This window comes from Mesorhizobium sp. WSM4976, from assembly GCF_029625685.1.
GTDB lineage: Bacteria > Pseudomonadota > Alphaproteobacteria > Rhizobiales > Rhizobiaceae > Mesorhizobium.
In genome coordinates, this window is sequence record NZ_JARTVT010000009.1 from 13,636 (window position 1) to 38,256 (window position 24,621).

A 24,621-nucleotide genomic window follows, 5' to 3' on the forward strand; every position below is an offset into this window, starting at 1 on the left:
CTAATCCATTAACCTGGCCGTTCCGGACACCCTGATCGAGCTGCCGGGAGCCGGCGGGATGTCTGCATGGAGGCGCGAGCGCATACCCATATCCTCGCCCTGGACGATGTCGATGGCGCCGCCATGCGGCCAGCCGAGATCGCGCAGATAGCCGGCGAAGGCCGCAGTGGCGGCGCCTGTCGCCGGATCCTCGTAGACGCCGCCGGAAGCGAAGGGATTGCGCGTGTGGAAGAGGCGCGGTGTCTCGGCATAAGCGAGCAGGATGGTGACAAAGCCTTCGCGCCGCATGAAGGACTGGCCTTGCTTCAAGTCGTAAGCCATCGCAGCCAACGCCTTGCGCGATTTCAGCGCCAGCACGAGGTGATCGGCGCCGCCGTGGACCAGTGCCGGCGGAATGGCGGGATCGAGATCGCCCGGCTCATAGCCGAACAAGGCGAGCGCTTCGCCCGCCAGTTCCGACGAAGCCGGCCGGCTGCGCGTCGGCGGCGACTGCAGCGCCGCGGCGAAGTTGGCGCCGTCGCGAAACCCTTCGACGGTGATGTTGGCCTGGTTGAGCCTCAGCTTGAAGATGCCGCGGCCGAATTTCCTGACCAGCGCCGCACCGAGCGCAATGGTGGCATGGCCGCAAAACGGCACCTCCGACTCCGGCGAAAAATAACGCACGCGCCAGCTTTCGCCTTCAGGCGCGGCGAAGGCGGTTTCCGAGAAGCCCACTTCGGCCGCGACGCGCTGCATGTCGGCCGCGTCAGGCAAGACCTCGCCGATCACCACGCCGGCGGGATTGCCTCCGGTGTTGCCGTCCGAAAAGGCTGCTATGCGCAAAACATCCATGTCTCTCGCCTCGTATTGGTCAGGCGCGCAGAAAACACGGTTCAACTCGAATTGGGAAACGAAGAAAGCGACGAGCAGCTGTGAGCGGCAGTCATAGCTGTCAGCTTTGGCGCCCCCAGGGAGCGCAGTCAGACGTCAGCCGTCCATGGCCTTTTCGAAAGCATTCGCGCCGGACATTCGCGCCGCATGCGAGAACAGCGCCGTCATGATCTCGGCGGCGGCAAGTGCGGCGATAACCGGCGGGCGCTTGTCCTTCACCGCATTGCCGCCGATCGGCGATACAAGGCGGTTGAACTCAGCTTCGCTGCCCTCGACGGACTTCAGGAACCACCTCCTGAAGGTCGCCTTCTTGGTCTTGGAGCCGATCATGCCGACATAGGCGGTGTCGTCGCGCTTCAGCGCTTCGGCGACGATCAGGAAATCCAACGCATGGTCGTGGGTTAGGACAGCGAAGGCCGAGCCGGCCGGCGCTTCGCGCACCACAGCTTCGGGCATCGGCGTCAGCCGAGTCTCCACCGCTTCCGGCATACCTTCCAATGCCTCGGATCGGGTTTCGACGACGACGACGTGGATGGGCAGCAGCGCCAGCGACGCGGCCAGCGCCTGGCCGACATGGCCACCGCCGAAGAGATAGACGTGGGGAAGACGCGCCTCTTCCGATTGAGCGTTGGCAATCAGCTGCTGCTCCAGCAACTCATCGACGAGACGGATCGAAACCTCGACGCGGCCGCCGCAGCATTGGCCGATTTCCGGCCCGAGCGGGACCTCAAACGTGGCGCAGACCTCATCGACCTCGATGCGGGCCGGCCCACTCTCCCCATTGTCCCGAGGTGAAGAGCGCAGCATCTGGCGCGCCTTGTCGATCGCCATATATTCGAGCTGGCCGCCGCCAATCGTGCCGAAAATGGCCGATGTCGAGACAAGCATGAAGGCGCCGGCCTCGCGCGGCGTCGAACCCCTGGTGGCCGCGACCTCGACGAGCGCTATACGGCCAGTTTGGCCGAGGAACGCCTTCAGGCTTTGCACTTTCGAGTTCATCGTCCGCATTTCCATCCTGGAAATATAGCGTTTTGCGCCTCGATCTGCACGTTTAGGCAGATTCAGGCCGGGTTTGCGGCTTCCCGCTTCAGGCGCTCGATCGCCATCAGAACCCGTTCAGGCGTTGCCGGCGCGTCGAGGCGCGGGCAGATCCTGTGATCCTCGACGCTCGCGACGGCGTCGGAAAGCGCATGCAGAACCGACATGCCAAGCGGGAAAGGCGGCTCGCCGACGGCCTTGGAGCGATGCACGGTCGGCTCGTTCGCCTCCGACCAGTCGGCGAGCGTGACGTTGAAGATTTTCGGCCTGTCGGAGGCGAGCGGGATCTTGTAGGTCGACGGCGCATGGGTACGCAGCCGGCCCTTGTCGTCCCACCACAGTTCCTCGGTGGTCAGCCAGCCCATGCCCTGGATAAAGCCGCCCTCGACCTGGCCGAGGTCGATGGCACGGTTCAGCGAGCGGCCGGTTTCATGCAGGATGTCGGTGCGCTCGACCACATATTCGCCGGTCAGCGTGTCGACCGAGACTTCCGAGCAGGAAGCGCCGTAGGCGAAGTAATAGAAGGGACGACCCTCACCCTTGTCGCGGTTCCAATGGATTTTGGGCGTCTTGTAGAAGCCGGCCGCCGAAAGCTGGATGCGGGCCATATAGGCCTGCTTGACGAGATCGCCGAAAGGTATCTCCTGGTTGCCGATGCGAACCCGGTTGGGCAGGAACAACACCTGGTCGCGCGGGACCTGATATTTTTCCGAAGCGAAGTTGGTCAGCCGGTCCTTGATCTGACGGGCGGCATTCTGCGCCGCCATGCCGTTGAGGTCGGAACCCGAGGAAGCCGCGGTGGCGGAGGTGTTCGGCACCTTGCCGGTGGTCGTCGCGGTGATCTTCACCTGATCGAGGTCAATCTGGAATTCTTCCGCCACGACTTGCGCCACCTTGAGATAGAGGCCCTGCCCCATCTCGGTGCCGCCATGGTTCAGATGAACCGAACCGTCGGTGTAGACATGCACCAGCGCGCCGGCCTGGTTGTAGTGCGTGGCGGTGAAGGAAATGCCGAACTTGACCGGCGTCAGCGCCAGGCCGCGCTTGATGAAGCGGCTGTTGGCGTTGAAGGCACCGATCTCGCGCCGCCGCCGCGCATAGTCCGAGCTTGCCTCCAGCTCGGCGATGATGCGCTGGATGACATTGTCCTCAACCGTCTGGTGATAAGGCGTGATGTTGCGATTGGTGGTGCCGTAGAAATTCTTCTTGCGGATCTCGAGCGGATCCTTGCCGAGGGCAAAGGCCACCTCGTCGATGACGCGCTCGGCGCCGACCATGCCTTGCGGGCCGCCGAAGCCGCGAAAGGCCGTGTTGGAGACCGTGTTGGTATAAAGCGGCGCCGACTGGGCGTGCACCGCCGGCCAGAAATAGGTGTTATCGCAGTGGAACAGCGCACGGTCGGTGACCGGGCCGGAGAGGTCCGAGGAAAAGCCGCAGCGCGCGGCGAACATGAAGTCAACGCCCAGGATGTTGCCGTCGTCGTCGAAGCCGACCTCGTAGTCGATCAGGAAATCGTGCCGCTTGCCGGTCGCGGTCATGTCGTCGTCGCGATCGGGCCGGATCTTGACCGCGCGATGATGGCGCTTGGCGGCGATCGCAGCGAGTGCCGCGAACTGGTTGCCCTGCGTTTCCTTGCCGCCGAAGCCGCCGCCCATGCGGCGGATTTCCACGGTGACGGCATTGCTCGGGATGCCCAGCGCATGGCCCACCATATGCTGGACTTCGCTCGGATGCTGGGTCGAGGAATAGATCGTGACGTCCTGGTCCTCGCCGGGGACGGCCATGGCGATATGGCCTTCGAGATAGAAATGCTCCTGGCCGCCGAGGCGCATCCTGCCCTTGAGCCTGCGCGGCGCAGCCTTGATCGCCGCTGCCGCGTCGCCACGCCTCAATGTGAGCGGCGGCGTGACCAGCTTGTCCTTGCGCGGGTCTAGCGCGCCGATGTCGGTGACGAAGGGCAGCTGCTCGTATTCGACCTTGGCCCGCCGGGTCGCGCGGCGGGCCTGTTCGCGTGTCTCTGCGATGACGCAGAAGATCGCCTGGCCGTAGAACTCGACTTTCCCGTCGGCGAGCACCGGCTCGTCATGACGGCCGGTGGGCGAAATGTCGTTCTCGCCCGGCACGTCCTTTGCCGTCAGCACGTCGACGACTCCGGGCGCGGCGCGCACCGCCGACAGGTCTATTTTCGTGATCGTCGCATGCGTCGCAGCGGACAGGCCGAGACAGCCATGCAGCGTGCCGGCCGGCTCCGGCATGTCGTCGATATAGACCGCCGTGCCGCTGACATGCTTGTGCGCGGAATCGTGCCGCTGGTCGCTGGCGACACCGCCCGAAATCTTCTGGGCCCTGAGGTTCGGAACATGCTTGGTCATCAGGCCGCCTCGCTGCGCGACACCCGGAGCGGCGCCTTGGTCCCGGTCGTCTCGACATAAAAGCGCAGCAGAAGGTTCCTCGCCGCCAGCGCCCGGTATTCGGCGGTCGCCCGCATGTCGGTCAACGGCGTGAAATCCTGGGCGTATCCGGGCATCGCCGCCTCCACCGTCGCTTCGTTCCAAGGCTTTCCGATCAGCGCCTTCTCGACCGCCGTAGCGCGCTTCGGCGTCGCCGCCATGCCGCCATAGGCGATGCGGATGTCGGCCACGGTACCGTCTTTTGCCAGGATCAGATAGAAAGTGCCGAGCGTCGCGGTGATGTCCTCGTCGCGCCGCTTGGTGACCTTGTAGACCGCAAACTTCGTGCCCTTTGCCGGCACCGGCACGTGGACCGTTTCCACGAACTCGCCGGGCTGACGGTCCTGCTTGCCATAGGCGATGAAGAAGGTTTCGAGCGGGATCGTGCGGCGGGTCTTGCCCTTTCGCAGGGTGAGCTGCGCGCCGAGCGCGATCAGCGGCGGTGGTGTGTCGCCGATCGGCGAGCCGTTGGCGATGTTGCCGCCGATCGTGCCCATATTGCGCACCTGCTCGCCGCCGATGCGGTCGATCAGCGGTCCCAGGGCCGGGATGCGCTTCGACAGCGTCTCGAAGGCCTCCGTGTAGGTTACGCCGGCGCCGATGGTGATGACGCCATCCTTCTCCGACGTCGTGCGCAGGCCGTCGAGGCCGCCGACGAAGACCGCCGGCGAGATGTCGCGCATGTGCTTGGTGACCCAAAGACCCACATCGGTCGAGCCGGCGACGATGGTGGCGCCCGGCTCCTTCTCGAGCACGGCGGCGAAATCGTCGACATTGGCGGGCACGATCAATCGCGCCTTGCCCGACCCGATCTCGACCCTGGCGCCATCGCGCAATGCCTTCAGCCGCGCGGTGATGTCCTTGCGCTCCACCGCCAGCGGGTCCTTCGCCGCCTTGCCATAGCTCGAAATGGCGTGCGCGGCGCGCATGATCGCCTCATAGCCGGTGCAGCGGCAGAGATTGCCTTGCAGCGCCTTTTCGATCGCCGCGTTGGACGGGTCGGGTGTCTTCATCCAGAGCGCATAGAGCGACATGACGAAGCCCGGCGTGCAGAAGCCGCATTGCGAGCCGTGGAAATCGACCATCGCCTGCTGCACCGGATGCAGCTGGTTGCCGTCGCCGCGCAGGTGCTCGACCGTCACAACATGGGTGCCGTCGAGCGAACCCATGAAACGGATGCAGGCATTCACGCTTTCATAGACGAGCCCTTCGGCGGAGAGCTTGCCGACCAGCACAGTGCAGGCGCCGCAATCGCCCTCCGCGCAGCCTTCCTTGGTGCCACGCAGCGAGCGGTTGAGCCGCAGCCAGTCGAGCAGCGTCGCATCGGGTGCGACGTCTTTCAGGGCTACGTCGCCGCCGTTCAGAATGAAGCGTAGCTCGTTACGGATCCCTGCCATGTCTCAACTCCCCCGATAGGTCGAGTAGCCATAGGGCGAAATCAAGAGGGGCACGTGGTAATGCCGCGCTTCCGCCATGCCGAAGCGGATCGGCACGATGTCGAGGAAAGCGGGCTCCGGCAGCTTGATGCCTTGGCCGCGCAGATAGTCGCCGGCGGCAAAGACCAGCTCATATTCGCCAATGCGGAAATCGGAGCCGGCGAGCAGCGGCGCCTCGCAGCGACCATCGTCATTGGTGGCCACGGTCTTGAGATGGGTGCGATTCTGGCCCTCGATGCGGAAAAGCCCAATCGACAGGCCTTTTGCAGGCCGTCCGGTTGCGGTGTCGAGCACATGGGTGGTCAGGCGCCCACCATCGGCTTTCGACGTTTCTGCCACTGGCCGCCTCCCATCCCGTATAGTTTCAGGTCAATTGTGCGCCAATTAAAGGCGATGCATAAGCCCCGGTCGAGCGGAGTGCGGCAAAAAGCACTTTCAAAAATTTTCGGGGGAATGCAGCAGCACTCCTTTCGATATCTTCGGTGCAACAAGCGGGTAGGAGCGGCGATGCGTTACGATAGGGACATGCGCGGTTACGGGGCCAATCCGCCGGATCCGAAATGGCCCGGCGGCGCGCATGTCGCGGTGCAGTTCGTCGTCAATTATGAGGAAGGCGGCGAGAACTGCGTGCTGCATGGCGACAAGGCTTCCGAAGCATTCCTGTCGGAGATCGTCGGCGCGGCGCCCTGGGTCGGCCAGCGCCACTGGAACATGGAATCGATCTATGAATACGGCGCCCGCGCCGGCTTCTGGCGGCTCTACCGACTGTTCACCGAAGCGCAGGTGCCGGTGACCTGCTACGGCGTAGCGACTGCTCTAGCCCGCTCGCCCGACCAGGTCACGGCGATGCAGGAAGCCGGTTGGGAGATCGCCTCGCACGGGCTGAAATGGATCGATTACCGCGACCATGCGGCCGAGGATGAGAAGCGCGACCTCGATGAGGCAATCCGCCTGCATTACGAAGTGACCGGCACGCGACCGACGGGCTGGTATACTGGGCGCACCTCGGTGAACACGGTGCGGCTCGTCGCCGAAGAAGGCGGCTTCGACTATGTCTCCGACACCTATGACGACGAGCTGCCCTATTGGTTCGATCGCGACGGGCTGGAGACGCCGCAGCTCGTCATCCCCTACACGCTCGACGCCAACGACATGCGCTTCGCGACGCCGCAGGGCTTCAACTCCGGCAACCAGTTCCTCGCCTATCTGAAGGACAGTTTCGACACGCTCTATGCCGAGGGCAAAGCAGGGCGGCCGCGCATGATGAATATCGGCCTGCATTGCCGCCTGGTCGGCCGCCCCGGTCGGGTGGCGGCGCTGAAGCGCTTCGTCGATTATGTGAAGTCTCATGACAAGGTGTGGCTGACCCGGCGCATCGACATCGCCAGGCACTGGCGCGAGACGCATCCCTACCAGGCGCCGGCGCTGCGACCGTCACGGATGGAGTTCGAGGAATTCGTGCATGCCTTCGGCGGCGTGTTCGAGCATTCGCCCTGGATCGCCGAGCGCGCCTACGAATTGGAGCTTGGACCCGCGCATGACAGCGCGGGCGGCCTGCACAACGCGCTCTGCCGCGTGTTCCGCGCGGCGAGCGAAGCCGAGCGGCTATCCGTGCTCAACGCCCATCCGGACCTAGCGGGCAAGCTGGCTACGGCCAAGCGGCTCACGCCGGAATCGGCCAGGGAGCAGGCCTCCGCCGGGCTCGATGCGCTGACCGACCAGGAGCGCGAGCTGTTCTCGAAACTCAACGCCGCCTATGTCACCACCTTCGGCTTCCCCTTCATCATCGCGGTCAAGGGCAAGACCAAGGACCAGATCCTGGCGGAGTTCGAAGCGCGCATCGGCAACAGCCGCGGTGCCGAGTTGGACACCGCCTGCAAACAGGTCGAGCGCATCGCACTGCTTCGGCTGAAAGACATGCTCCCGCAGTAACGCCAGGGATCCCCATGGATATGATCAAGACGTCCGAGCGAACCTATTATGCGCCGCAGGGTGGCCATCCCGGCCAGAATGAGCTTTTGACCGGCCGTGCCGTCTTCACCGAGGCCTATGCCGTCATCCCCAAGGGCGTGATGCAGGACATCGTCACCAGCCCGCTGCCGTTCTGGGACAAGACGAGGGCCTGGATCATCGCAAGGCCGCTCTCGGGCTTCGCCGAGACGTTTTCGCAATATATCGTCGAGGTCCTGCCCGGCGGCGGCAGCGACCGGCCCGAACTCGACGCCGGCGCCGAGGGCGTGCTGTTCGTCGTCGAGGGCGAGCTCACCGTTTCGCTTGCCGGCAAAAAGCATGTGCTTGTCCCCGGCGGCTTCGCCTTCCTGCCGCCGGCGAGCGGCTGGACGGTGCGCAACGAGAGCGGCGCCGCCGTCCGCTTCCACTGGATCCGCAAGGCCTATGAGGCTGTCGACGGCCTCGACGTGCCGGAGGCGTTCTTCTCGAGCGACCAGGAGGTGGCGCCGAGCCCGATGCCGGGCACGGAAGGGCGCTGGGCAACGACCCGCTTCGTCGACCCGGCAGACATGCGCCACGACATGCATGTCACCATCGTCACGCTGAAGCCGGGCGCGGTCATTCCCTTTGCCGAGACGCATGTGATGGAGCACGGGCTCTATGTGCTGGAAGGCAAGGCGGTCTATCGTCTCAACCAGGACTGGGTCGAGGTCGAGGCCGGCGACTTCATGTGGCTGCGCGCCTTCTGCCCGCAGGCCTGCTATGCCGGCGGCCCCGGCAATTTCCGCTATCTGCTCTACAAGGACGTCAACCGCCACGCCAGGCTTGGCGGTTGCCTTGGGGGCGGCTACCTTGGAGGCAAGGCGCGGTGAGCCGCATCGTCGCCCAACCGCTGACCCGCGAGACCTTCGCGCCGTTCGGCGACGTCATCGACATGGGCGGCGACAACCGCTACCCGATCAATGGCGGCAAGGCGATGCGCTATCACGACCTCGCTACGGCGGAAGCGGCCGGCCCGAATGCGCGTGTGCTGATCTCGATGGTGCGCGGCACGCCCTACGAGATGCCGCTGAAGCTCACCATGGTCGAGCGTCATCCGCTCGGCAGCCAGGCCTTCATCCCGCTTTCGCCGCGACCGTTCCTGGTCGTCGTCTGCCATGACGCCAAGGATGGGCCGGGCGAGCCGCACGCCTTTCTCGCGGGGCCCGGACAAGGCATCAACTACCGCCCCAACCTGTGGCACGGCGTGCTGACGCCGATCGGCGAGGAACAGGATTTTATTATCGTCGACCGCGGCGGGGACGGTTCCAATCTCGAAGAGTTCTACTTCTCGCATCCTTACGAGATCCACCTTCCCTGAAAGCTGCCTATCTCATGACCGACATTTCGCTGATCGACCGCCTGCTCGACGTGATCGAGCACGACATCGTGCCGAAGACCGCTGAAGGCGTTGCCCATGGCAACAAGCTGTTCGGTGCCGCCATCCTCAGGAAAGACGACCGTTCGCTGGTGCTGGCCGAGACCAACAACGAGATCGAAAACCCGCTCTGGCATGGCGAGGTGCATTGCCTGAAGCGTTTTTATGAGATGCCCAAGGCTGAGCGCGTCGACACCCAGGATGCGTTGTTTCTCGCCACGCATGAACCTTGCTCGCTGTGTTTGTCGGCGATCACCTGGACCGGCTTCGACAATTTCTACTATCTCTTCAGTCACGAGGATTCGCGCGACAGCTTCGCCATTCCGCACGATCTGAAAATCCTGAAAGAGGTCTTCACCCTCGACCCCGGCGGCTACAATGCCGAGAACGCCTATTGGAAGAGTTTTTCGATCCGCCGACAGGTGCGTGAGCTGCCCGAGGGCGAGCGCAAGCGGCTGGAGGCAAGGATCGGCAGGATTTCGGAGCGCTATGACAAGCTCTCCGACGCCTATCAGGCGAACAAGGCAGAGAACGACATTCCCTTGAACTGACGCGGATTGACCAGCGGATTTCGCCGGCTGGCCCACGACGGAGCGGCGCGGCCTTCATCATGTGCCCTGCCATGAAAACCGTCACAGAATTCCCCCGCAAAGTCGTTGAATTTCCCGATATGGGCATCGTTATGCCGGATGGCTGCCGACTGTCGGCGCGCATCTGGATGCCCGAGGATGCGGCCGACAATCCCGTGCCCGCTATCCTCGAGCATCTGCCCTACCGCAAGCGCGACGGCACCATTTTTCGCGACCAGCTCACCCATCCCTATTTCGCCGGGCACGGTTATGCCTCGATCCGCGTCGACATGCGCGGCAATGGCGATTCCGAAGGGCTGATGGACGATGAATATTCCGAGCAGGAACTGCAGGACGCCTGCGACGTCATCGCCTGGGCGGCGGCGCAGCCCTGGTGCAACGGCAATGTCGGCATGATGGGCATCTCCTGGGGCGGTTTCAACTGCCTGCAGGTGGCAGCGAAACAGCCGCCGGCGCTGAAGGCGGTGATCAGCCTGTGCTCGACCGTCGACCGCTATGCCGACGACATCCATTACAAGGGCGGCTGCCTGCTGCTCGAAAATTTCGGCTGGGCCTCGACGATGCTGTCCTATTCGTCCCGGCCGCCGGATCCGGCGATTGCCGGCGGCAATCGCTGGCGCGACTTATGGCTCAGCCGGCTGGAGAACCAGCCCTTCCTTTTGCCGCTCTGGCTCGGCCACCAGCACCGCGACGCCTATTGGAAGCGCGGCTCGATCTGCGAGGATTTTTCAGCGGTCAAAGCGGCGGTGCTGTCGATCGGCGGCTGGCATGACGGCTACCGCAACACCATCTCCAATCTCGTCACCGGCATCCAATCGCCGGCCAAGGGTATCGTCGGCCCCTGGATCCACAAATACCCGCATTACGCCGGGCCCAATCCGGCGATCGGCTTCCTGCAGGAGGCGCTGCGCTGGTGGGACCGCTGGCTGAAGGGCACGGAAACCGGCGTCGAGGCCGATCCGGACTACCGCGCCTATGTCATGGATAGCGTGCGCCCGGCCCGCTGGCATCCCGAGCGGCCGGGCCGATGGGTGGCGGAGCAGGAATGGCCGTCCTCAAACATCAAGATTGAAGCGATCGAACTCGTTGCGGCGGGGGCCAAACCCTCGATCGTCGCTTCGCCACAGACCTGCGGCCTTGCAGGCGGCGAATATTTTCCCTTCACCTTCGGGCCGGAACTGCCCGGGGACCAGCGCCTCGACGACGCGCTGTCGGTTTGCTTCGACCAGCCAGCATTTGGCGAGGCGATCGACATTGTCGGCGCGCCGGAACTCGAGATCCGGTTTGCCTCCGATCGGCCACAGGCCAACATTGCGGTGCGGCTCTGCGACGTGCACCCAGATGGCGCCTCGGAGCTGATCTCATACGGCGTGCTCAATCTCACGCACCGCAATTCGCATGAGTTCCCGCAGGCCCTGATTCCGGGCGAGACCGTTTCAGCGCGCGTCGTGCTCGACCAATGCGCCTATCGGGTGCCGGCCGGCCACAAGCTTCGCGTCGCCGTTTCGACCGCCTACTGGCCGATGATCTGGCCCTCGCCGGAACCGGTGCAACTCGATCTCGGGAAGGCTACGCTAAAGCTGCCGCTGCGTCCGCTGGCGAAAGGCGATGAGGTTTGGTTTGCTGAGCCCGAAGGCGCGACGCCCTGGGCGACCAAGACGATCCGGCCGGCGAATTCCGAACGCCATGTCGACCGCGACGAGAAGACCGGCCTGGTCACGCTTTCCATAACCGACGATTTCGGCGAGGTGCGCGATCTCGACCACGGGCTGATCAATGGCAGCATCGTGCGCGAGACATGGGCGATACATCCCGACGATCCGCTGTCGGCCACCGGAGCCACGCATTGGACGCAGACATTGTCGCGCAATGATTGGTCGGTGCGGACCGAAACCTTTGCCTACATGCGATCGGACGCCCGGAACTTCATCGTCAGCGCCAGAATCGAAGCCTATGAGCGCGAAAAGCTGGTCTTCGAACGCGATTTCGAGCAGACGATTCCGCGTTCCCTGGTTTAAGGCGCGCAAGATTGGTCCAATGCGACGTGCGATTTACGCCACCGCATGTCGCATTCGGTCTTGCCTGCCGCTTTCCCTTACGGTCATTATCTCCTCCAATAGCAAGAAACGGCCATAAGGTCGGATACCCAGAGTGAGGAACCATAATGTCAAACGAACTCGACTATCTCAGCCGGCGAGTCGCGGCCGGAAAGCTTAGCCGTCGTGACTTTCTAGGTCGCGCCGCCGCGCTCGGCGTCACCGCCACTTTCGCCAACTCGCTGCTCTCCAGCGCCGTGCGCGCTGCCGGCCCTGTCAAGGGCGGCACGCTGAAGGCCGGCCTGCAGGGCGGTGAATCCACCAACAGCCTCGATCCAGCGACCTTCCTCAGCCAGGTTCCATTCGCCTTCGGCAAGTGCTGGGGCGAAACGCTGGTCGAGCTCGCGCCAGGCGGCGGCGTCGAATATCTCATCGCCGAGGAAATCGGCAGCTCGAAGGACGCCAAGACCTGGACGATGAAGATCCGCAAGGGCGTCCAGTTCCACAACGGCAAGGAAGTGACGCCGGACGACGTGGTGGCGACGCTGAAGCGCCACAGCGACGAGAAGTCGAAGTCGGGCGCGCTGGGCGTCCTGAAGAGCATCGACACCATCAAGGCCGATGGCAGCAACGTCGTGGTCACGCTGAAGGACCCGAACGCCGACCTGCCCTACCTGATGGCGGACTATCACCTGATCATCCAGCCGAATGGCGGCAACGACAAGCCCGATGCCGGCATCGGCACCGGGCCGTACAAGGTCACCGTCAACCAGCCTGGCGTGAAGCATGGCGGCGAGCGCTTCGCCAATTACTGGCAAGCCGACAAATACGGCCATGCCGACCAGGTCGAGATCGTCGTCGTCAACGACCCGACGGCGCGCATGGCCGCGCTCCAGGGCGGTCAGGTCAACATGATCAACCGCGTCGAACCGAAGATCGTCGATCTGGTCAAGCGGCTGCCCGGGGTGAAGATCCGCGCCGCCTCGGGCCGCGGCTTCTATCCCTTCAACATGTTCTGCGACACCGCGCCTTTCGACAACAACGACCTCAGGATGGCGCTGAAGCTTGCGATGGACCGCGAGGAGATGCTGACCAAGATCCTGCGCGGCTACGGCGAGGTCGGCAACGACATGCCGGTCAACAAGGCCTATCCGCTGTTCGCAGGCGATTTCGAGCAGCGCAAGTTCGATCCGGAAAAAGCCGCCGCGCTCTACAAGAAGTCCGGCCATAGCGGCTCGATCCTGCTGCGCACCTCCGACGTCGCCTTCCCCGGCGCCGTGGATGCCGCACAGCTTTACCAGCAGAGCTGCGCCAAGGCCGGCATCAAGATCGAGATCAAGCGCGAGCCGGGCGACGGCTACTGGACGGAAGTCTGGAACAAGCAGCCCTTCTCGCTCTCCTACTGGGGCGGACGTCCGACCCAGGACCAGATGTATTCGACCGCCTATCTCTCAACCGCCGACTGGAACGACACGCGCTTCAAGCGCCCCGACTTCGACAAGATGGTGCTTGCTGCGCGCGGCGAGCTCGACGAGGCCAAACGCAAGAAGATCTATCGCGACATGGGCGAGATCATGCGTGACGAAGGCGGCCTGATCGTGCCGTTCTTCAACCAGTTCGTCGACGCGACCGGCAAGGGCGTCGAAGGCTGGGTCGACAACCCGGCGCAGGAACTCAGCAACGGCCACGCGCTGATCGAGTGCTGGCTGCAGGCTTGACGGAGGATAAGGAAGGGCCGGCGCGAGTCGGCCCTTTCCGGCTTTCATGGCCTGCCTGAAGGGCGGGTGTCATCCCTTCTTCACCATTGCGGGTTGCCGATGTCGTCTCCGATCCTGAGACTGGTCGCTCAGCGCATCTTGCTGGGCCTCGTTCTTCTGTTCGCTGTCTCGGTGCTGATCTTCGCCGGCACTCAGATCCTGCCGGGCGACGTCGCCCAGGCGATCCTGGGCCAGTCGGCCACGCCGGAGGCGCTGGCGAACCTGCGCGAACAGCTCGGGCTCAACGACCCGGCATGGCTTCGCTACGTGCACTGGCTGTGGGGCATCCTGCATGGCGATTTCGGCACGGCACAGTCGAGCGGGCTCGACATTGCAAGCTCGATCACCACCCGGCTGAAGAACACGCTGTTTCTGGCTGCCTGCGCGGCGATCGTCGCGGTGCCGCTGGCGGTCATCCTCGGGCTCATCGCAGTGCGCTATCGCGACGGCTTCGTCGACAAGCTGATCTCCGGCCTGGCGCTGGCCTCGACATCGTTCCCGGAATTCTTCATCGGCTATGTGCTGATCTTCGTGTTTGCCGTGCACTGGCAGATTTTCCCGAGCATCTCGACGGTGGATGACTCCACGCCGTTCCTCGAAAGGCTGCAGGCCGTGGTGCTGCCGGCCACGGCGCTCACCCTGGTGGTGCTCGCCCATATGATGCGCATGACGCGCGCGGCGATCCTCAATGTCATGCAGTCGGCCTATATCGAGACGGCCGAGCTCAAGGGGCTGAAACCCTTCGACATCATCCGCAAGCATGCTTTCCCGAACGCGATCGCACCGGTCGTCAACGTCGTCATGCTCAACCTCGCCTATCTCATCGTCGGCGTCGTGGTGGTAGAGGTGATCTTCGTATATCCGGGCATGGGACAGTATCTGGTCGACCATGTCGCCAAGCGCGATGTGCCGGTGGTGCAGGCGGTCGGCCTGATCTTCGCCGCGGTCTACATCACGCTCAACATCGTCGCGGACATCGCCGCCATCGTGGCCAATCCGCGGCTGAGACATCCGAAATGACGGGCCGGAAGCAAGACGACCAGAAGGGAAACTGAGGCGAATGGCGCTACGACAAATCCCAGTCACCGCCTGGATCGGACTGATCCTGACCGGCGCTTTCGCGTTCTGCGCCATCTTCGCGCCCTGGGTCGCCCCGCACGGCAATGGCGAGATCGTCGGCGACGTGTGGGAGCCGATGTCGGCCGCTCATTGGCTCGGCACCGACAATCTCGGCCGCGATCTCATCTCGCGCATGATCTATGGTGCCCGCATCACCATGGAGATCGCGGTGGCGGCGACGGCGCTGTCCTTCTCGCTGGGCTCGATCCTCGGCTTCACGGCCGCGGTGTTCGGCGGCTGGTTCGACACGTTGCTGTCGCGCTTCGTCGATCTTCTGATGTCGATCCCGACTCTGATCTTCGGCCTCGTCGTGTTGTCGGTGCTGCCGACCAACACGCTGACCCTGATCCTGGTCATGGGCATCCTCGATTCCACCCGTGTCTATCGGCTGTCGCGCGCCGTCGCCGTCGACATCAACGTCATGGATTTCGTCGAGGCGGCGAAGCTGCGCGGCGAAGGCAAGGCCTGGATCATCTTCCGCGAGATCCTGCCCAACGCGCTGTCGCCGCTGGTGGCGGAGCTCGGGGTGCGCTTCATCTTCGCGGTGCTCTTCCTGTCGGCGCTGTCCTTCCTCGGCCTCGGCGTGCAGCCGCCGGATTCGGATTGGGGAGGCATGGTCAAGGAGAACAAGGACGGTATCGTCTTCGGCATTCCGGCGGCGCTGATCCCGGCCGCGGCGATCGCCGTGCTGGCGATCTCGGTCAACCTCGTCGCCGATTGGGTGCTCAACCGCACGACGAGTCTGAAGGGAGGACGCGGCTGATGGCTGACTCCAAGGCAAGTTCAGGCAAGCTCCTCGATATCCGCAATCTCCGCATCGAGGCGACAGTCTACCCGCCGGGCGAAGCGCCGAAGACGATCACGCTCGTGCACGATGTCTCGCTGACATTGGAAAAGGGCAAGGTGCTCGGCCTGATCGGTGAATCCGGCGCCGGCAAATCAACCATCGGCCTGTCGTCCATGGCCTATGGCCGCGGCGGCGTGCGCATTACCGGCGGCGAGGTGATCCTCAACGGCCGCGACATCCTGAAAGCCGGACCCAAGGGCGTGCGGGCGCTGCGCGGACGCGAGGTCTGCTATGTCGCGCAGTCGGCGGCGGCCGCCTTCAACCCGGCGCACAAGCTGATCGACCAGGTGGTCGAGGCGGCCCTCCTGCACGGCACCGCGACCCGCGCCGAGGCCGAGAAGCGAGCCGTTGCGCTGTTCAAGAAGCTCAGTCTGCCCAATCCCGAAATGATCGGCGAGCGCTATCCGCACCAGGTCTCCGGCGGCCAGCTGCAGCGCGTCATGACGGCCATGGCGCTGTGCTCGGAGCCCGACCTCATCGTCTTCGATGAGCCGACCACGGCGCTCGACGTGACGACGCAGATCGACGTGCTGGCCGCGATCAAGGACGCCATTCGCGACACGCATGTGGCGGCCCTCTACATCACGCATGACCTTGCCGTCGTCGCCCAGGTGTCGGACGAGACCATGGTGCTGCGCCATGGCCGGCTGGTGGAGTGGGGCGGCACACGGCAGATCATCAAGGAGCCGCGCCAGGAATACACCAACGCGCTGGTTTCGGTGCATGAGATCGAGCACAAGGAACAGCAGCCGGGCACGGCGCCTTTCCTATCGGTGAAGAACGTCACCGCCGCCTATGGCGGTGGCCATGTGAAGGTACTGAAGAACGTCTCGGTCGACATCTACCCGGGCCAGACGCTCGCCGTGGTCGGCGAGAGCGGCTCCGGCAAGTCGACGCTGGCGCGCGCCATCACCGGCCTGTTGCCTCCCGAGGAGGGCACCGTCACCTTCGACGGCAGGCCGCTTGCCAACAGGCTGGCCGACAGGCCGAAGGAGGATCTGCGCCAGCTGCAGATGATCTACCAGATGGCCGACGTGGCGATGAATCCGCGCCAGACGGTGGGCACCATCATCGGCCGGCCGCTCGAGTTCTATTTCGGCATGAAGGGACGCGAGCGCGACAAGCGTGTCGCCGAACTGCTCGACGAGATCGAGATGGGCAAGGGTTTCGTCGATCGCTATCCGGCCGAGCTGTCCGGCGGCCAGAAGCAGCGCGTCTGCATCGCGCGCTCGCTCGCCGCCAAGCCGAAGCTGATCATCTGCGACGAGGTGACCTCGGCGCTCGATCCGCTGGTCGCGCACGGCATCCTCAAGCTGCTCTTGAACCTGCAGCAGCACGAAAACGTCGCCTATCTGTTCATCACCCACGATCTGGCAACGGTGAAGTCGATCGCCGATTCGATCGCGGTGATGTATCGCGGCGAGGTGGTGCGCTACGGCTCCAAGAGCAAGGTGCTGACGCCGCCCTTCGACGCCTATACGGACCTGCTCTTGTCCTCCGTGCCCGAGATGGAAATCGGCTGGCTGGAGAAGGCGATCAAAGGGCGGCGCATGGAGAGCGCCGGAAACTGAAGCAATTCCAAGAACGTGTGAAGCGGCTTCCGTCCGGAATTGCGTCAAAACAAAGAGAGGCCCACCTCAAAAGCGGCACCCGGCCGGCCGTTGTCATGCGGCTGCAATGCGGCCGGCTGCGCCCCCAACGAGTGCTGGCTGAACGCTTCATCCGGGGCTAATCCTAGACAAGCGTGCCGCCTGTCCACGCGACACGCGGCGCTTTCGTTTCGAAGAACAATCACAGGAACGCTCCGTGGCGCTCAAATCCAAACTGCTGCTCATCATCCTCGACGGCGTGCCCTACCGAAACTGGCGCCGGCTGATGGGCAATCTCGAGGGCTGGGCGCAATCGGGCGAGGCGCAGGTGTGGAAGATGCGCTCCGTGCTGCCGTCGACCTCCGCCTGCTGCTACGCCTCGATCCACACAGGGGTGACGCCGCAAGTGCATGGCATCCTTTCCAACGAGAACCGTTTTCGCGTCACGCAGCCGGATATCTTCTCGGAGGTGAGCAAGGCCGGCGGCAAGACGGGCGCCGTGACCCATTCCTATTGGTCGGAATTCTTCCGCAGCTTTCCGTTCGACCTTGTCGAGGATTTGGAGTTCGACGATCCAAGCGGGCCGATCACGCATGGCCGCTTCCACACGATGACTGGCTACAATCTCAAGAATCAGATGACGCCGAGCGACATCGACCTGTTCGCGACGCTGACCATGCTGGCGAAGCGCCACGGCATCGACTACGGCATCCTGCACACCTGCACGCTGGATTCGATGGGCCACCGCTTCGGCCATGACTGCATCGAGATGGACCATGCCTGCTACGCCATGGACGGCATGCTCGCCGCCTTCCTGCCGCAGTGGCGCGCCGCCGGCTATGAGGTGATCGTGACGGCCGACCACGGCCAGACCGACCGCGGCCACCATGGCGGCCATGACGACGACATGCAGGACTTCGCGCTTTATTATTTCGGGCCGGCCGAAGGGCCTGAGGCCGACAAGCTGCTCGACCAGTTGCAACTCGCGCCGACGGTGCTGAGTCGGCTCGGCGTGGAAATACCCGAGACGATGAAGGCGAAGGCGTTTTTGAGGTAAGCGCGGTCTTTCCTTCCCTCTTGTGGCCCTTGTGGGGAAGGTGTCGCCGAAGGCCACGGGTGAGGGAGGCTCCAGGGAACTCCAGCGCCTCACTCCGCTGAAACATCTCCATCGTCTCGGCGCTTACGCACCGATCCACCTTCTGCCACAAGGAGAGGGAAGAGTGCCCCTACTGGCAACGCTCCGTTTCTTCGGTTAGCCTCCGAAAATTCCTCGGCGGAGGGTGAACCTTTTTGAACCGATCAGCGACAGAGCTTCGAGGAGCCAGGCGGCTCGACCGGCCATGAACGCGGCGACGGAAACCGATCGCGCGCTTGTAGACCGGGTCGCGAAGGGCGACCGGGCCGCCGTTCGGCTCCTGTTCATGCGTCACCACGCGCGAATCTACCGCTTCGTGGCGCGCCAGACGGGATCGGAAATGATGGCCGACGATATCGCAAACGAGGTTTTTCTGGAGCTGTGGAAGCAGGCGCCCGGCTTCGAGGGCCGCTCTGAAGTTTCGACCTGGCTGCTCGGCATCGCCCGCTTCAAGGCGCTGTCTTCGCTGCGCAAGAAGAAGGAAGACTGGATCGACGACGATGATGCGGCACAGGTCCCCGACAGTGCCGACACGCCGGAAGTCGTCACCATGAAGGAAGACAAGGCCGCCGCCTTGCGCCGCTTCGTCGATGCCTTGCCGGAAGAGCACCGCACGGTGATCGATCTTGCCTACTACCATGGCCAGTCCGTCACCGAGATCGGCGAGGTGCTCGATATTCCGGTCGCGACCGTCAAGACGAGAATGTTCTACGCCCGCAAGAAACTCGGCGAAGCCCTCAAGGCCGCCGGTTACGACAGGGGGTGGCCATGAGCGCCGCTGAAAAGATGTCGCGCCGCGACGAGATGGAGACGCTGCTGCCGTTCTATCTGAACGGCTCGCTGGAAGGCGCCGAGCTGGAGGCCGTCGAGGAGTGGCTGGCCACCGATCCGGCGGCGATGGCCGCCCTTGGCGAAGCGGAAGCCGAATTCTCCGGCACCGCCGCCGCCAACGAGGCGATCCGCCCGCCGGCCGATGCGCTCAGCCGTTTTGCCAGGGCGCTCGACGCCGAGGCCGGCCCGGTGCGCGCGCCAGGCCAATCCTGGCTGGCGAAAGTCTTCGGCCGGGTGACGGCGATGCCGGCCGGCGTCGCCTGGGCGGCGGCCGCTGCGCTGCTGGCGCTGGTCATCGTGCAGTCCTTCGAACGGCCGGGCGGCAAGGGGAACGATTTCGAGGTGGCCGGGGCGCAGGGCGATCTGGCGAAGCTGCCCTTCGCCCTGGTCAAGTTCAAGCCGGATGCGAAGATGGCCGACATCGCCGCCTTTCTCGGCCAGAACGGACTGAAGATCGCCGGCGGCCCGACCGCCGACGGTGTGTTCCATTTGACGATCCCGGCCAGCACGGCGGCCGATTACGACAGGCTTGTCGGCCTTGTTGCCGCCCAGCCTTTCGCAGATACTGTGATCCAGGGAAGGAAACCGGTCGATGGTGGCTAAGGCGGTCATTCTTCGTGCGGTGATCCTCGCGGCGACCTTGGTCGCCGCTCCTTCGTTCGCGCAGACCAACGACCCCAGCCTGACGCAAAAACAGGTCGATTGCCTGAACCGCACGACAGCGGCCGGCAGCGACTGCGACAAGGACGGCGGTGCCAAGAATGGCGGAGGAACGCCAGGCATTCCGGGCGGCGCGGTGTTCCTGCCGGCGCTGATCGTCGATCTCTTTCCGAACCCGCCGGCGGGCCCTGCGCCGCAAACGCCAGCACCGTCCAACGGCTCATCGTCGTCGAACGGTTCCGGCAACACCGGACCCGCACCTGCTCTGAGCGGGCCAGTCACCGTGCCGCAAGGCCTCAATCTGGCTGAACCGCCGCGCGCCATCGCCGGCGAGTTCGTGCCCGACGAGGTGCTGGTGACGGTCGCCGGCGATGCCGGCGTCGTGCAGCAGATCGCCAATTCTTTCGGCCTGCAGGTCCGTTCGCAGCGCCAGTCGCGGCTGCTTGGCTCGACGCTGGTGCGCTTCGGCATCACCGACGGGCGGCCTGTCGGCGTGGTGCTGGCGCAGCTTGCCGCCGACGGCCGGACGCAGCGGCGCGAGCCGAACCATATCTACACGCTGCAGCAGGCGGCTGGCATCGTGAACTACGCCTTCGACCGCATCGCGCTCGACGCAAGCCAAGCAAGCGGCGAGAATGTGCGCGTCGCCGTCATCGACACCGGCATCGACGACACCAACCCGGCGCTCGCCGGCGTCATTGCCGAGCAATATGACGCCATGCCCAACGTGCCGATCGAGAAGCGCGACCACGGCACCTCTGTGGACGGGCTGATCGCCGGCGTCGGTCCACTGGAGGGCATGGCGCCGGGCGCGAAAATCTATCACGCGCGTGCCTTCGAGGGCGGCAAGTCGACGATGGACGTCATCCTGTCGGCGCTGGACTGGGCGGCCGAGCAGAATGTGCGCATCATCAATATGAGCTTCGTCGGTCCGAAGAACGACCTGCTCGGCACCGCCTGCCGCAATGCCCGGGCGCAAGGGATGGTGCTGGTGGCGGCCGCGGGCAACAACGGCCCCAAGGCACCCTATGGCTACCCGGCCGCCTTCGACGGCGTCATCGCGGTGACCGCGACCGACGCCAGGGACGGGCTGATGCCGCAGGCTAATCGCGGCGCCTATGTCTTCATCTCGGCCCCGGGCGTCGAGATGGTGGCACCGAGCGGAGCGGGCTCGGACGTGGTGACCGGCACATCCTTCGCCGCCGCCGTCGTGTCGGGCGCCATTGCGAACCTGATCCACGCCGCGCCCGACCGCTCGGCCGACGAGATCGAGAAGGCGCTGGCGGAAACGGCGAAGGATCTCGGGCCCAAGGGGCGGGACAATGATTTCGGCTATGGACTGATCGATACGAAGGCGGCGGAAGCAGCGAAGGAGTGAGGTTTTCGCCTAGATGGACTTGGGCCCAAACTCGAGGGACGTATCAGCCGAGGTGGATCTCGTCGCCGGCGTCCTGCCTGCCACCCTCGGTCAACGGGTCACGGCCGAACGACGATATCGAAAAGGTAACGGGCCGGCCGGCAACCAGCTTCCAGGACTTCGCCCGCCGAAACGCGGCCGCATGGGCTCCGGAAGCGATCGGGTGACCACGCAGCCGATGGCCGTCATCGGACGTTTTGCTTATCAGGGACAGGGGCGGAGCCATCCCACAACGGCAGCACGTGGAAAGTGAAGTTGCAACTCGTGGAGAAGTCAGAATGCCTGGCACGAAATACTCCGCCTATGCGGGCGCCGAACCCTATTTTGACCTGGTCCTAAGAGCGCTGGGGGATCTCGTCGACGGTGAGCATTTCTTCGACATCCTCTCCGACGACATCGCTTACGAGGTCGGCTACGACCTTGGCTGGCCTCGCCTGATCCGGGGACGCGCCAAGCTGATGGAGCAGTTCAGGGGATATGTCGGCAGCATCAGGCTCCGGTCCGCCGACAGGTTGATCGTAAACCAGGCGGACAATGGCAAGGTCATCATTCTCGAATACGAAGTCCATGGGACGATCCTCGCGACGGGCGCCGACTACCAGAACAGGTTCTGTTCGATCATCGAGCTGGAAAATCGGAGAATCGCCCGCTGGCGGGACTACATGGACTCGCATGCAGCCTGGAAAGCGCTGACGGCCGGCGCCGCCTGACGGCGGCTCTCCCAAAAGAGCGATCGATGGCGCAGCTCAAGCCTGTGCGCGGTGCGAGAGCGGCCGATTCAAAGCGCCGGCCCTAGCCGCACAGGGCTTCCATCGTAGAAGCGCGGCAGCCGGAAGCGGCTGAGGTCGTGGCCGGGATCGTTTCCCTGGATCATGTCGGAGACGACGCGGCCCATGCCAGGTCCGATGCCGAAGCCGTGGCCGCTCATTCCTGTCGCGACGAAAAGACCGCCGATCGCCTGGACCCGATCCACCACGGGGACGACGTCAGGCATGGCGTCGATCATGCCGCCCCAGCCGACCTTCAAGCGAGCTTTCTCAAACTGTAGGAAAAGCTGTTTGAAATTGCGCTCGATCGAACGAAGCTTTGCCGGCTCTGGGGCCGGGTTGAGCACCCGCATTCTCTCGAAAGGACTCTCTGAATCCGGCGCCCAATCGCGCGGCGTCGCCCAACCATCGGGGTAGCCCGATGGAGCGAAGGGGAAATAGCGCGTTCCGAAGGGATTGTCCCTGAGAGCGGGAATATATTTGGTGAAGTGCCGGAATGCGTCAGGCCCCAGGTACAGCAAGTGGCTGCCGCCCGCGGCTAGCGTATATCCGCCATCCTGCCTGCGCCGGAATGCGATGTGATTGTCGGCGGCCGCGCCTGCATAGATCTCGGGCAAGGGCTCCGTTGCGGCCACGGTCACCCGGACGCTGAGCTGGGGGATGGATACGCCGTGCCTCGCCAGGAACAGGGAGGACCAGGCGCCGCCCGCGACCAGCACGGTGGAGGCCTCGATATATCCCGCCTCGGTCCACACGCCCTTGATCCTGCCGGCCGCGATGTCGAGGGTTCGCGCCGCGCAATTCTCCACGATCCGGGCGCCTTTTCGCACGGCAAGCCTGGCGAGCGCCGGCACCGCCAACCACGGTTCCGCGCGCATGTCGGAGGGCGTCGTCATCGCGCCCTTGAATTTGCGCGACATGCCGGTGATGAGTTTCGCGGTTTCGCCCGCGTCCAGGAGACGCGTGTCGAGCTCATGGATCGCGGCGATCCTCATGAACTCTTCGAACTTGGCCATGTCCTTGTGCGCGTTCGCCAGATAGGTCACGCCTGTCTGGGTTAGCCCGATGTCTTCGCCACATTCCTCGGCCAGTTGCCGCCACAGGCGGATTGCCTCGATGACGATCGGCAGTTCATCCGCGTCCCGCCCCTGCTTTCTGATCCAGCCCCAATTTCGCGAGGATTGTTCGGCGGCGACGCGACCCTTTTCCAGCAGTGTCACCGGGATGTTTCGGGAGGCAAGGAACAGGGCCGTCGTTACACCGATGACACCGCCACCGATGATCACCACCTCAGAAATCTTGGGCGGCGGCCCAGGGTATTGGATCGGATCCGCTTCGGTGAACGGGAATGTAGGCAAATGGCGCACCCTGAAGGACGGTTGACCGGCCTAGCTTACCGGTTGTGGCCGTTCAATATCAGAAGCAGCCGAAGGCGGATCGTTGTCCCACGACAGCAACGGTAGCCTGGAAGCAGTCGGCGAAGCTGTTGGACCGGGTGGCCTACACCGGCGCGCCGGCCACCGATCCCCGCACCACCAAATCCACCGGCCAAACTTCCCCGCGCGCCCCCTCCTCCAGCCCCGATATGCGCGCCGCCAGGCGCTCGGCGACGCGGGCGCCGGCGAGACGGATCGAGGAGCGTGTCGTCGACAGCGGCACCGGGAAATTCTCCGGCCGCAGCCAGGGGAAGACGTCGTCATGGGCGACCAGCGACAGGTCGCCCGGGATGGCCCGGCCAAGATCGCGCACGGCGCGCACGACGCCCAGTGCCATGATCAGGCTGGAACAGACGATCGCCGTCGGCGGCTCGGCTTCCTCGAGCAGGCGACGGGCGGCGCGATAGCCGTTTTCCTCGGTCATGGCCACCGAGCGGATGTGGCGCTCGCCGAGCGTCATCCCGCTTGCGGCAAGCGCCCGCCGCACGCCGCGCTCGCGGTGGATGGCGAAGGTCTCGCGCTCATTGCCATTGATCAGCGCCAGGCGCTTGTGGCCGAGTTGAAGCAGCAGCCGCGCCGCCTCATGGAAGGCGCCCTCATTGTCGATGTCGAGATAGGGATAATCGAAATCCAAACCTTCGCTGCGGCCATGGACGATATAGGGTATGCCCAGCGTGTTGACCAGGGCCAGCCGCCGGTCGGCCGGACGCGGCGAGGATATATAGACGGCGTCGACCTGCCGGTTGGCGACGATGCGTCGGTAGGTGGTCTCCTCATCATCGGCATCGGCGGGCGAAAGCACGAGGTCGAGCTCATGCGAACGGGCGTAGTCGCCCAGGCCGGAGAGGAATTCGACGAAATGCGGATCGATGTCGACGGCTGCACCCGTCGGCAACACATAGCCGATCATGCCCGACTTCCCGGTGGCGAGCCGGCGCGCGCTGGGGTTCGGCCGGTAGCCATGGCGCTTGGCGGCATCCATCACCCGGCGCCGGGTTTCCTCGCTGACCTCAGGGTAGCCGTTCAGTGCCCGGCTGACCGTGGTCTGCGAAAGCGACAGCATGTGCGACAGTTGCTTGAGGTTCATCGGAGGCCTCCAGCCTCAAAGCGCTTTCAATTTAATCTATCCGATGATGCCGGGCGCAGTTGCCAGACGAGACGACCTTAGAGGCGCACCGACCGTGTTTGAAGCCGAAATTGCTGCTGCAGCGCCAAAAAAGCTTGCTGCACCGCACTTTGTCGGAGCATTCGGGCGCCTTCTAAATCGATTAGCAAC

General features: G+C 64.3%; 21 protein-coding genes. 14 read left to right on the forward strand and 7 right to left on the reverse strand.

The genetic code is table 11. The features are described from left to right. The 5 genes from P9272_RS12545 to uraH all read right to left on the reverse strand — a co-directional run bounded on the left by P9272_RS12545 (nucleotide 1) and on the right by uraH (nucleotide 6,133). Entirely contained in the window at nucleotides 1-831 is an 831-nt protein-coding gene (locus P9272_RS12545) for a PhzF family phenazine biosynthesis protein (RefSeq protein ID WP_278160785.1), read from the reverse strand. A gap of 135 nt (nucleotides 832-966) precedes the next feature. Continuing rightward, on the reverse strand, nucleotides 967-1,869 hold the full coding sequence (xdhC, locus tag P9272_RS12550) for a xanthine dehydrogenase accessory protein XdhC (protein ID WP_278160786.1): 903 nt from the start codon (nucleotides 1,867-1,869) through the stop codon (nucleotides 967-969). A gap of 62 nt (nucleotides 1,870-1,931) precedes the next feature. Further along, nucleotides 1,932-4,280 (reverse strand): xanthine dehydrogenase molybdopterin binding subunit, encoded by a 2,349-nt coding sequence (gene xdhB, locus P9272_RS12555; protein WP_278160787.1) that lies wholly within the window; start codon nucleotides 4,278-4,280, stop codon nucleotides 1,932-1,934. Further along, on the reverse strand, nucleotides 4,280-5,755 hold the full coding sequence (xdhA, locus tag P9272_RS12560; protein ID WP_278160788.1) for a xanthine dehydrogenase small subunit: 1,476 nt from the start codon (nucleotides 5,753-5,755) through the stop codon (nucleotides 4,280-4,282). Before xdhA ends, xdhB begins: the two co-directional genes overlap by 1 nt. Before the next feature lie 3 nt (nucleotides 5,756-5,758). Then, nucleotides 5,759-6,133 (reverse strand): hydroxyisourate hydrolase, encoded by a 375-nt coding sequence (uraH, locus tag P9272_RS12565; protein WP_278160789.1) that lies wholly within the window; start codon nucleotides 6,131-6,133, stop codon nucleotides 5,759-5,761. A gap of 168 nt (nucleotides 6,134-6,301) precedes the next feature. Between uraH and puuE the strand changes: the two genes are divergently transcribed. The 14 genes from puuE (at nucleotide 6,302) to P9272_RS12635 (ending at nucleotide 21,852) form a co-directional block, all read left to right on the forward strand. Then, nucleotides 6,302-7,726, forward strand: a complete 1,425-nt coding sequence (gene puuE, locus P9272_RS12570) for an allantoinase PuuE (protein ID WP_278160790.1) — start codon at nucleotides 6,302-6,304, stop codon at nucleotides 7,724-7,726. Nucleotides 7,727-7,740: 14 nt separating this feature from the next. Then, nucleotides 7,741-8,616, forward strand: coding sequence for a bifunctional allantoicase/(S)-ureidoglycine aminohydrolase (locus tag P9272_RS12575; RefSeq protein ID WP_278160791.1), 876 nt, complete (start codon nucleotides 7,741-7,743; stop codon nucleotides 8,614-8,616). Next, on the forward strand, nucleotides 8,613-9,104 hold the full coding sequence (locus tag P9272_RS12580; RefSeq protein ID WP_278160792.1) for an ureidoglycolate lyase: 492 nt from the start codon (nucleotides 8,613-8,615) through the stop codon (nucleotides 9,102-9,104). The genes P9272_RS12575 and P9272_RS12580 overlap by 4 nt, the downstream gene beginning before the upstream one ends. Nucleotides 9,105-9,118: 14 nt before the next feature. Next, nucleotides 9,119-9,712: a nucleoside deaminase gene (locus P9272_RS12585; RefSeq protein WP_278160793.1), complete on the forward strand. Its 594-nt coding sequence runs from the start codon at nucleotides 9,119-9,121 to the stop codon at nucleotides 9,710-9,712. 71 nt (nucleotides 9,713-9,783) lie between these two features. Beyond that, nucleotides 9,784-11,769 carry a CocE/NonD family hydrolase gene (locus tag P9272_RS12590; protein WP_278160794.1) on the forward strand — a complete coding sequence of 662 codons (1,986 nt, stop codon included), beginning with the start codon at nucleotides 9,784-9,786 and terminating at the stop codon, nucleotides 11,767-11,769. 146 nt (nucleotides 11,770-11,915) lie between these two features. After that, nucleotides 11,916-13,505, forward strand: coding sequence for an ABC transporter substrate-binding protein (locus P9272_RS12595; protein ID WP_278160795.1), 1,590 nt, complete (start codon nucleotides 11,916-11,918; stop codon nucleotides 13,503-13,505). A 99-nt stretch (nucleotides 13,506-13,604) separates the two neighbouring features. After that, nucleotides 13,605-14,564: an ABC transporter permease gene (locus P9272_RS12600; protein WP_278160796.1), complete on the forward strand. Its 960-nt coding sequence runs from the start codon at nucleotides 13,605-13,607 to the stop codon at nucleotides 14,562-14,564. 40 nt (nucleotides 14,565-14,604) lie between these two features. Further along, entirely contained in the window at nucleotides 14,605-15,426 is an 822-nt protein-coding gene (locus P9272_RS12605; RefSeq protein WP_128259938.1) for an ABC transporter permease, read from the forward strand. Beyond that, nucleotides 15,426-17,081, forward strand: a complete 1,656-nt coding sequence (locus P9272_RS12610; RefSeq protein WP_278160797.1) for an ABC transporter ATP-binding protein — start codon at nucleotides 15,426-15,428, stop codon at nucleotides 17,079-17,081. Before P9272_RS12605 ends, P9272_RS12610 begins: the two co-directional genes overlap by 1 nt. A gap of 235 nt (nucleotides 17,082-17,316) precedes the next feature. Next, on the forward strand, nucleotides 17,317-18,156 hold the full coding sequence (locus P9272_RS12615) for an alkaline phosphatase family protein (RefSeq protein ID WP_278160798.1): 840 nt from the start codon (nucleotides 17,317-17,319) through the stop codon (nucleotides 18,154-18,156). 283 nt (nucleotides 18,157-18,439) lie between these two features. Continuing rightward, nucleotides 18,440-19,006 (forward strand): sigma-70 family RNA polymerase sigma factor, encoded by a 567-nt coding sequence (locus P9272_RS12620; RefSeq protein WP_278160799.1) that lies wholly within the window; start codon nucleotides 18,440-18,442, stop codon nucleotides 19,004-19,006. Then, on the forward strand, nucleotides 19,003-19,668 hold the full coding sequence (locus P9272_RS12625) for an anti-sigma factor (RefSeq protein WP_278160800.1): 666 nt from the start codon (nucleotides 19,003-19,005) through the stop codon (nucleotides 19,666-19,668). The genes P9272_RS12620 and P9272_RS12625 overlap by 4 nt, the downstream gene beginning before the upstream one ends. Further along, nucleotides 19,658-21,103 (forward strand): S8 family serine peptidase, encoded by a 1,446-nt coding sequence (locus tag P9272_RS12630; RefSeq protein ID WP_278160801.1) that lies wholly within the window; start codon nucleotides 19,658-19,660, stop codon nucleotides 21,101-21,103. The genes P9272_RS12625 and P9272_RS12630 overlap by 11 nt, the downstream gene beginning before the upstream one ends. 317 nt (nucleotides 21,104-21,420) lie before the next feature. Further along, nucleotides 21,421-21,852 carry a nuclear transport factor 2 family protein gene (locus tag P9272_RS12635; RefSeq protein WP_278160802.1) on the forward strand — a complete coding sequence of 144 codons (432 nt, stop codon included), beginning with the start codon at nucleotides 21,421-21,423 and terminating at the stop codon, nucleotides 21,850-21,852. A gap of 68 nt (nucleotides 21,853-21,920) precedes the next feature. Here the strand turns inward: P9272_RS12635 and P9272_RS12640 are convergent, their stop codons facing one another. Continuing rightward, the gene (locus P9272_RS12640) at nucleotides 21,921-23,267 is read right to left on the reverse strand and encodes an FAD-binding oxidoreductase (protein ID WP_278160803.1); all 1,347 of its coding nucleotides are present in this window, start codon (nucleotides 23,265-23,267) and stop codon (nucleotides 21,921-21,923) included. Between the two features lie 142 nt (nucleotides 23,268-23,409). Next, nucleotides 23,410-24,432, reverse strand: coding sequence for a LacI family DNA-binding transcriptional regulator (locus P9272_RS12645; protein ID WP_278160804.1), 1,023 nt, complete (start codon nucleotides 24,430-24,432; stop codon nucleotides 23,410-23,412). Between the last annotated feature and the right edge of the window lie 189 nt (nucleotides 24,433-24,621).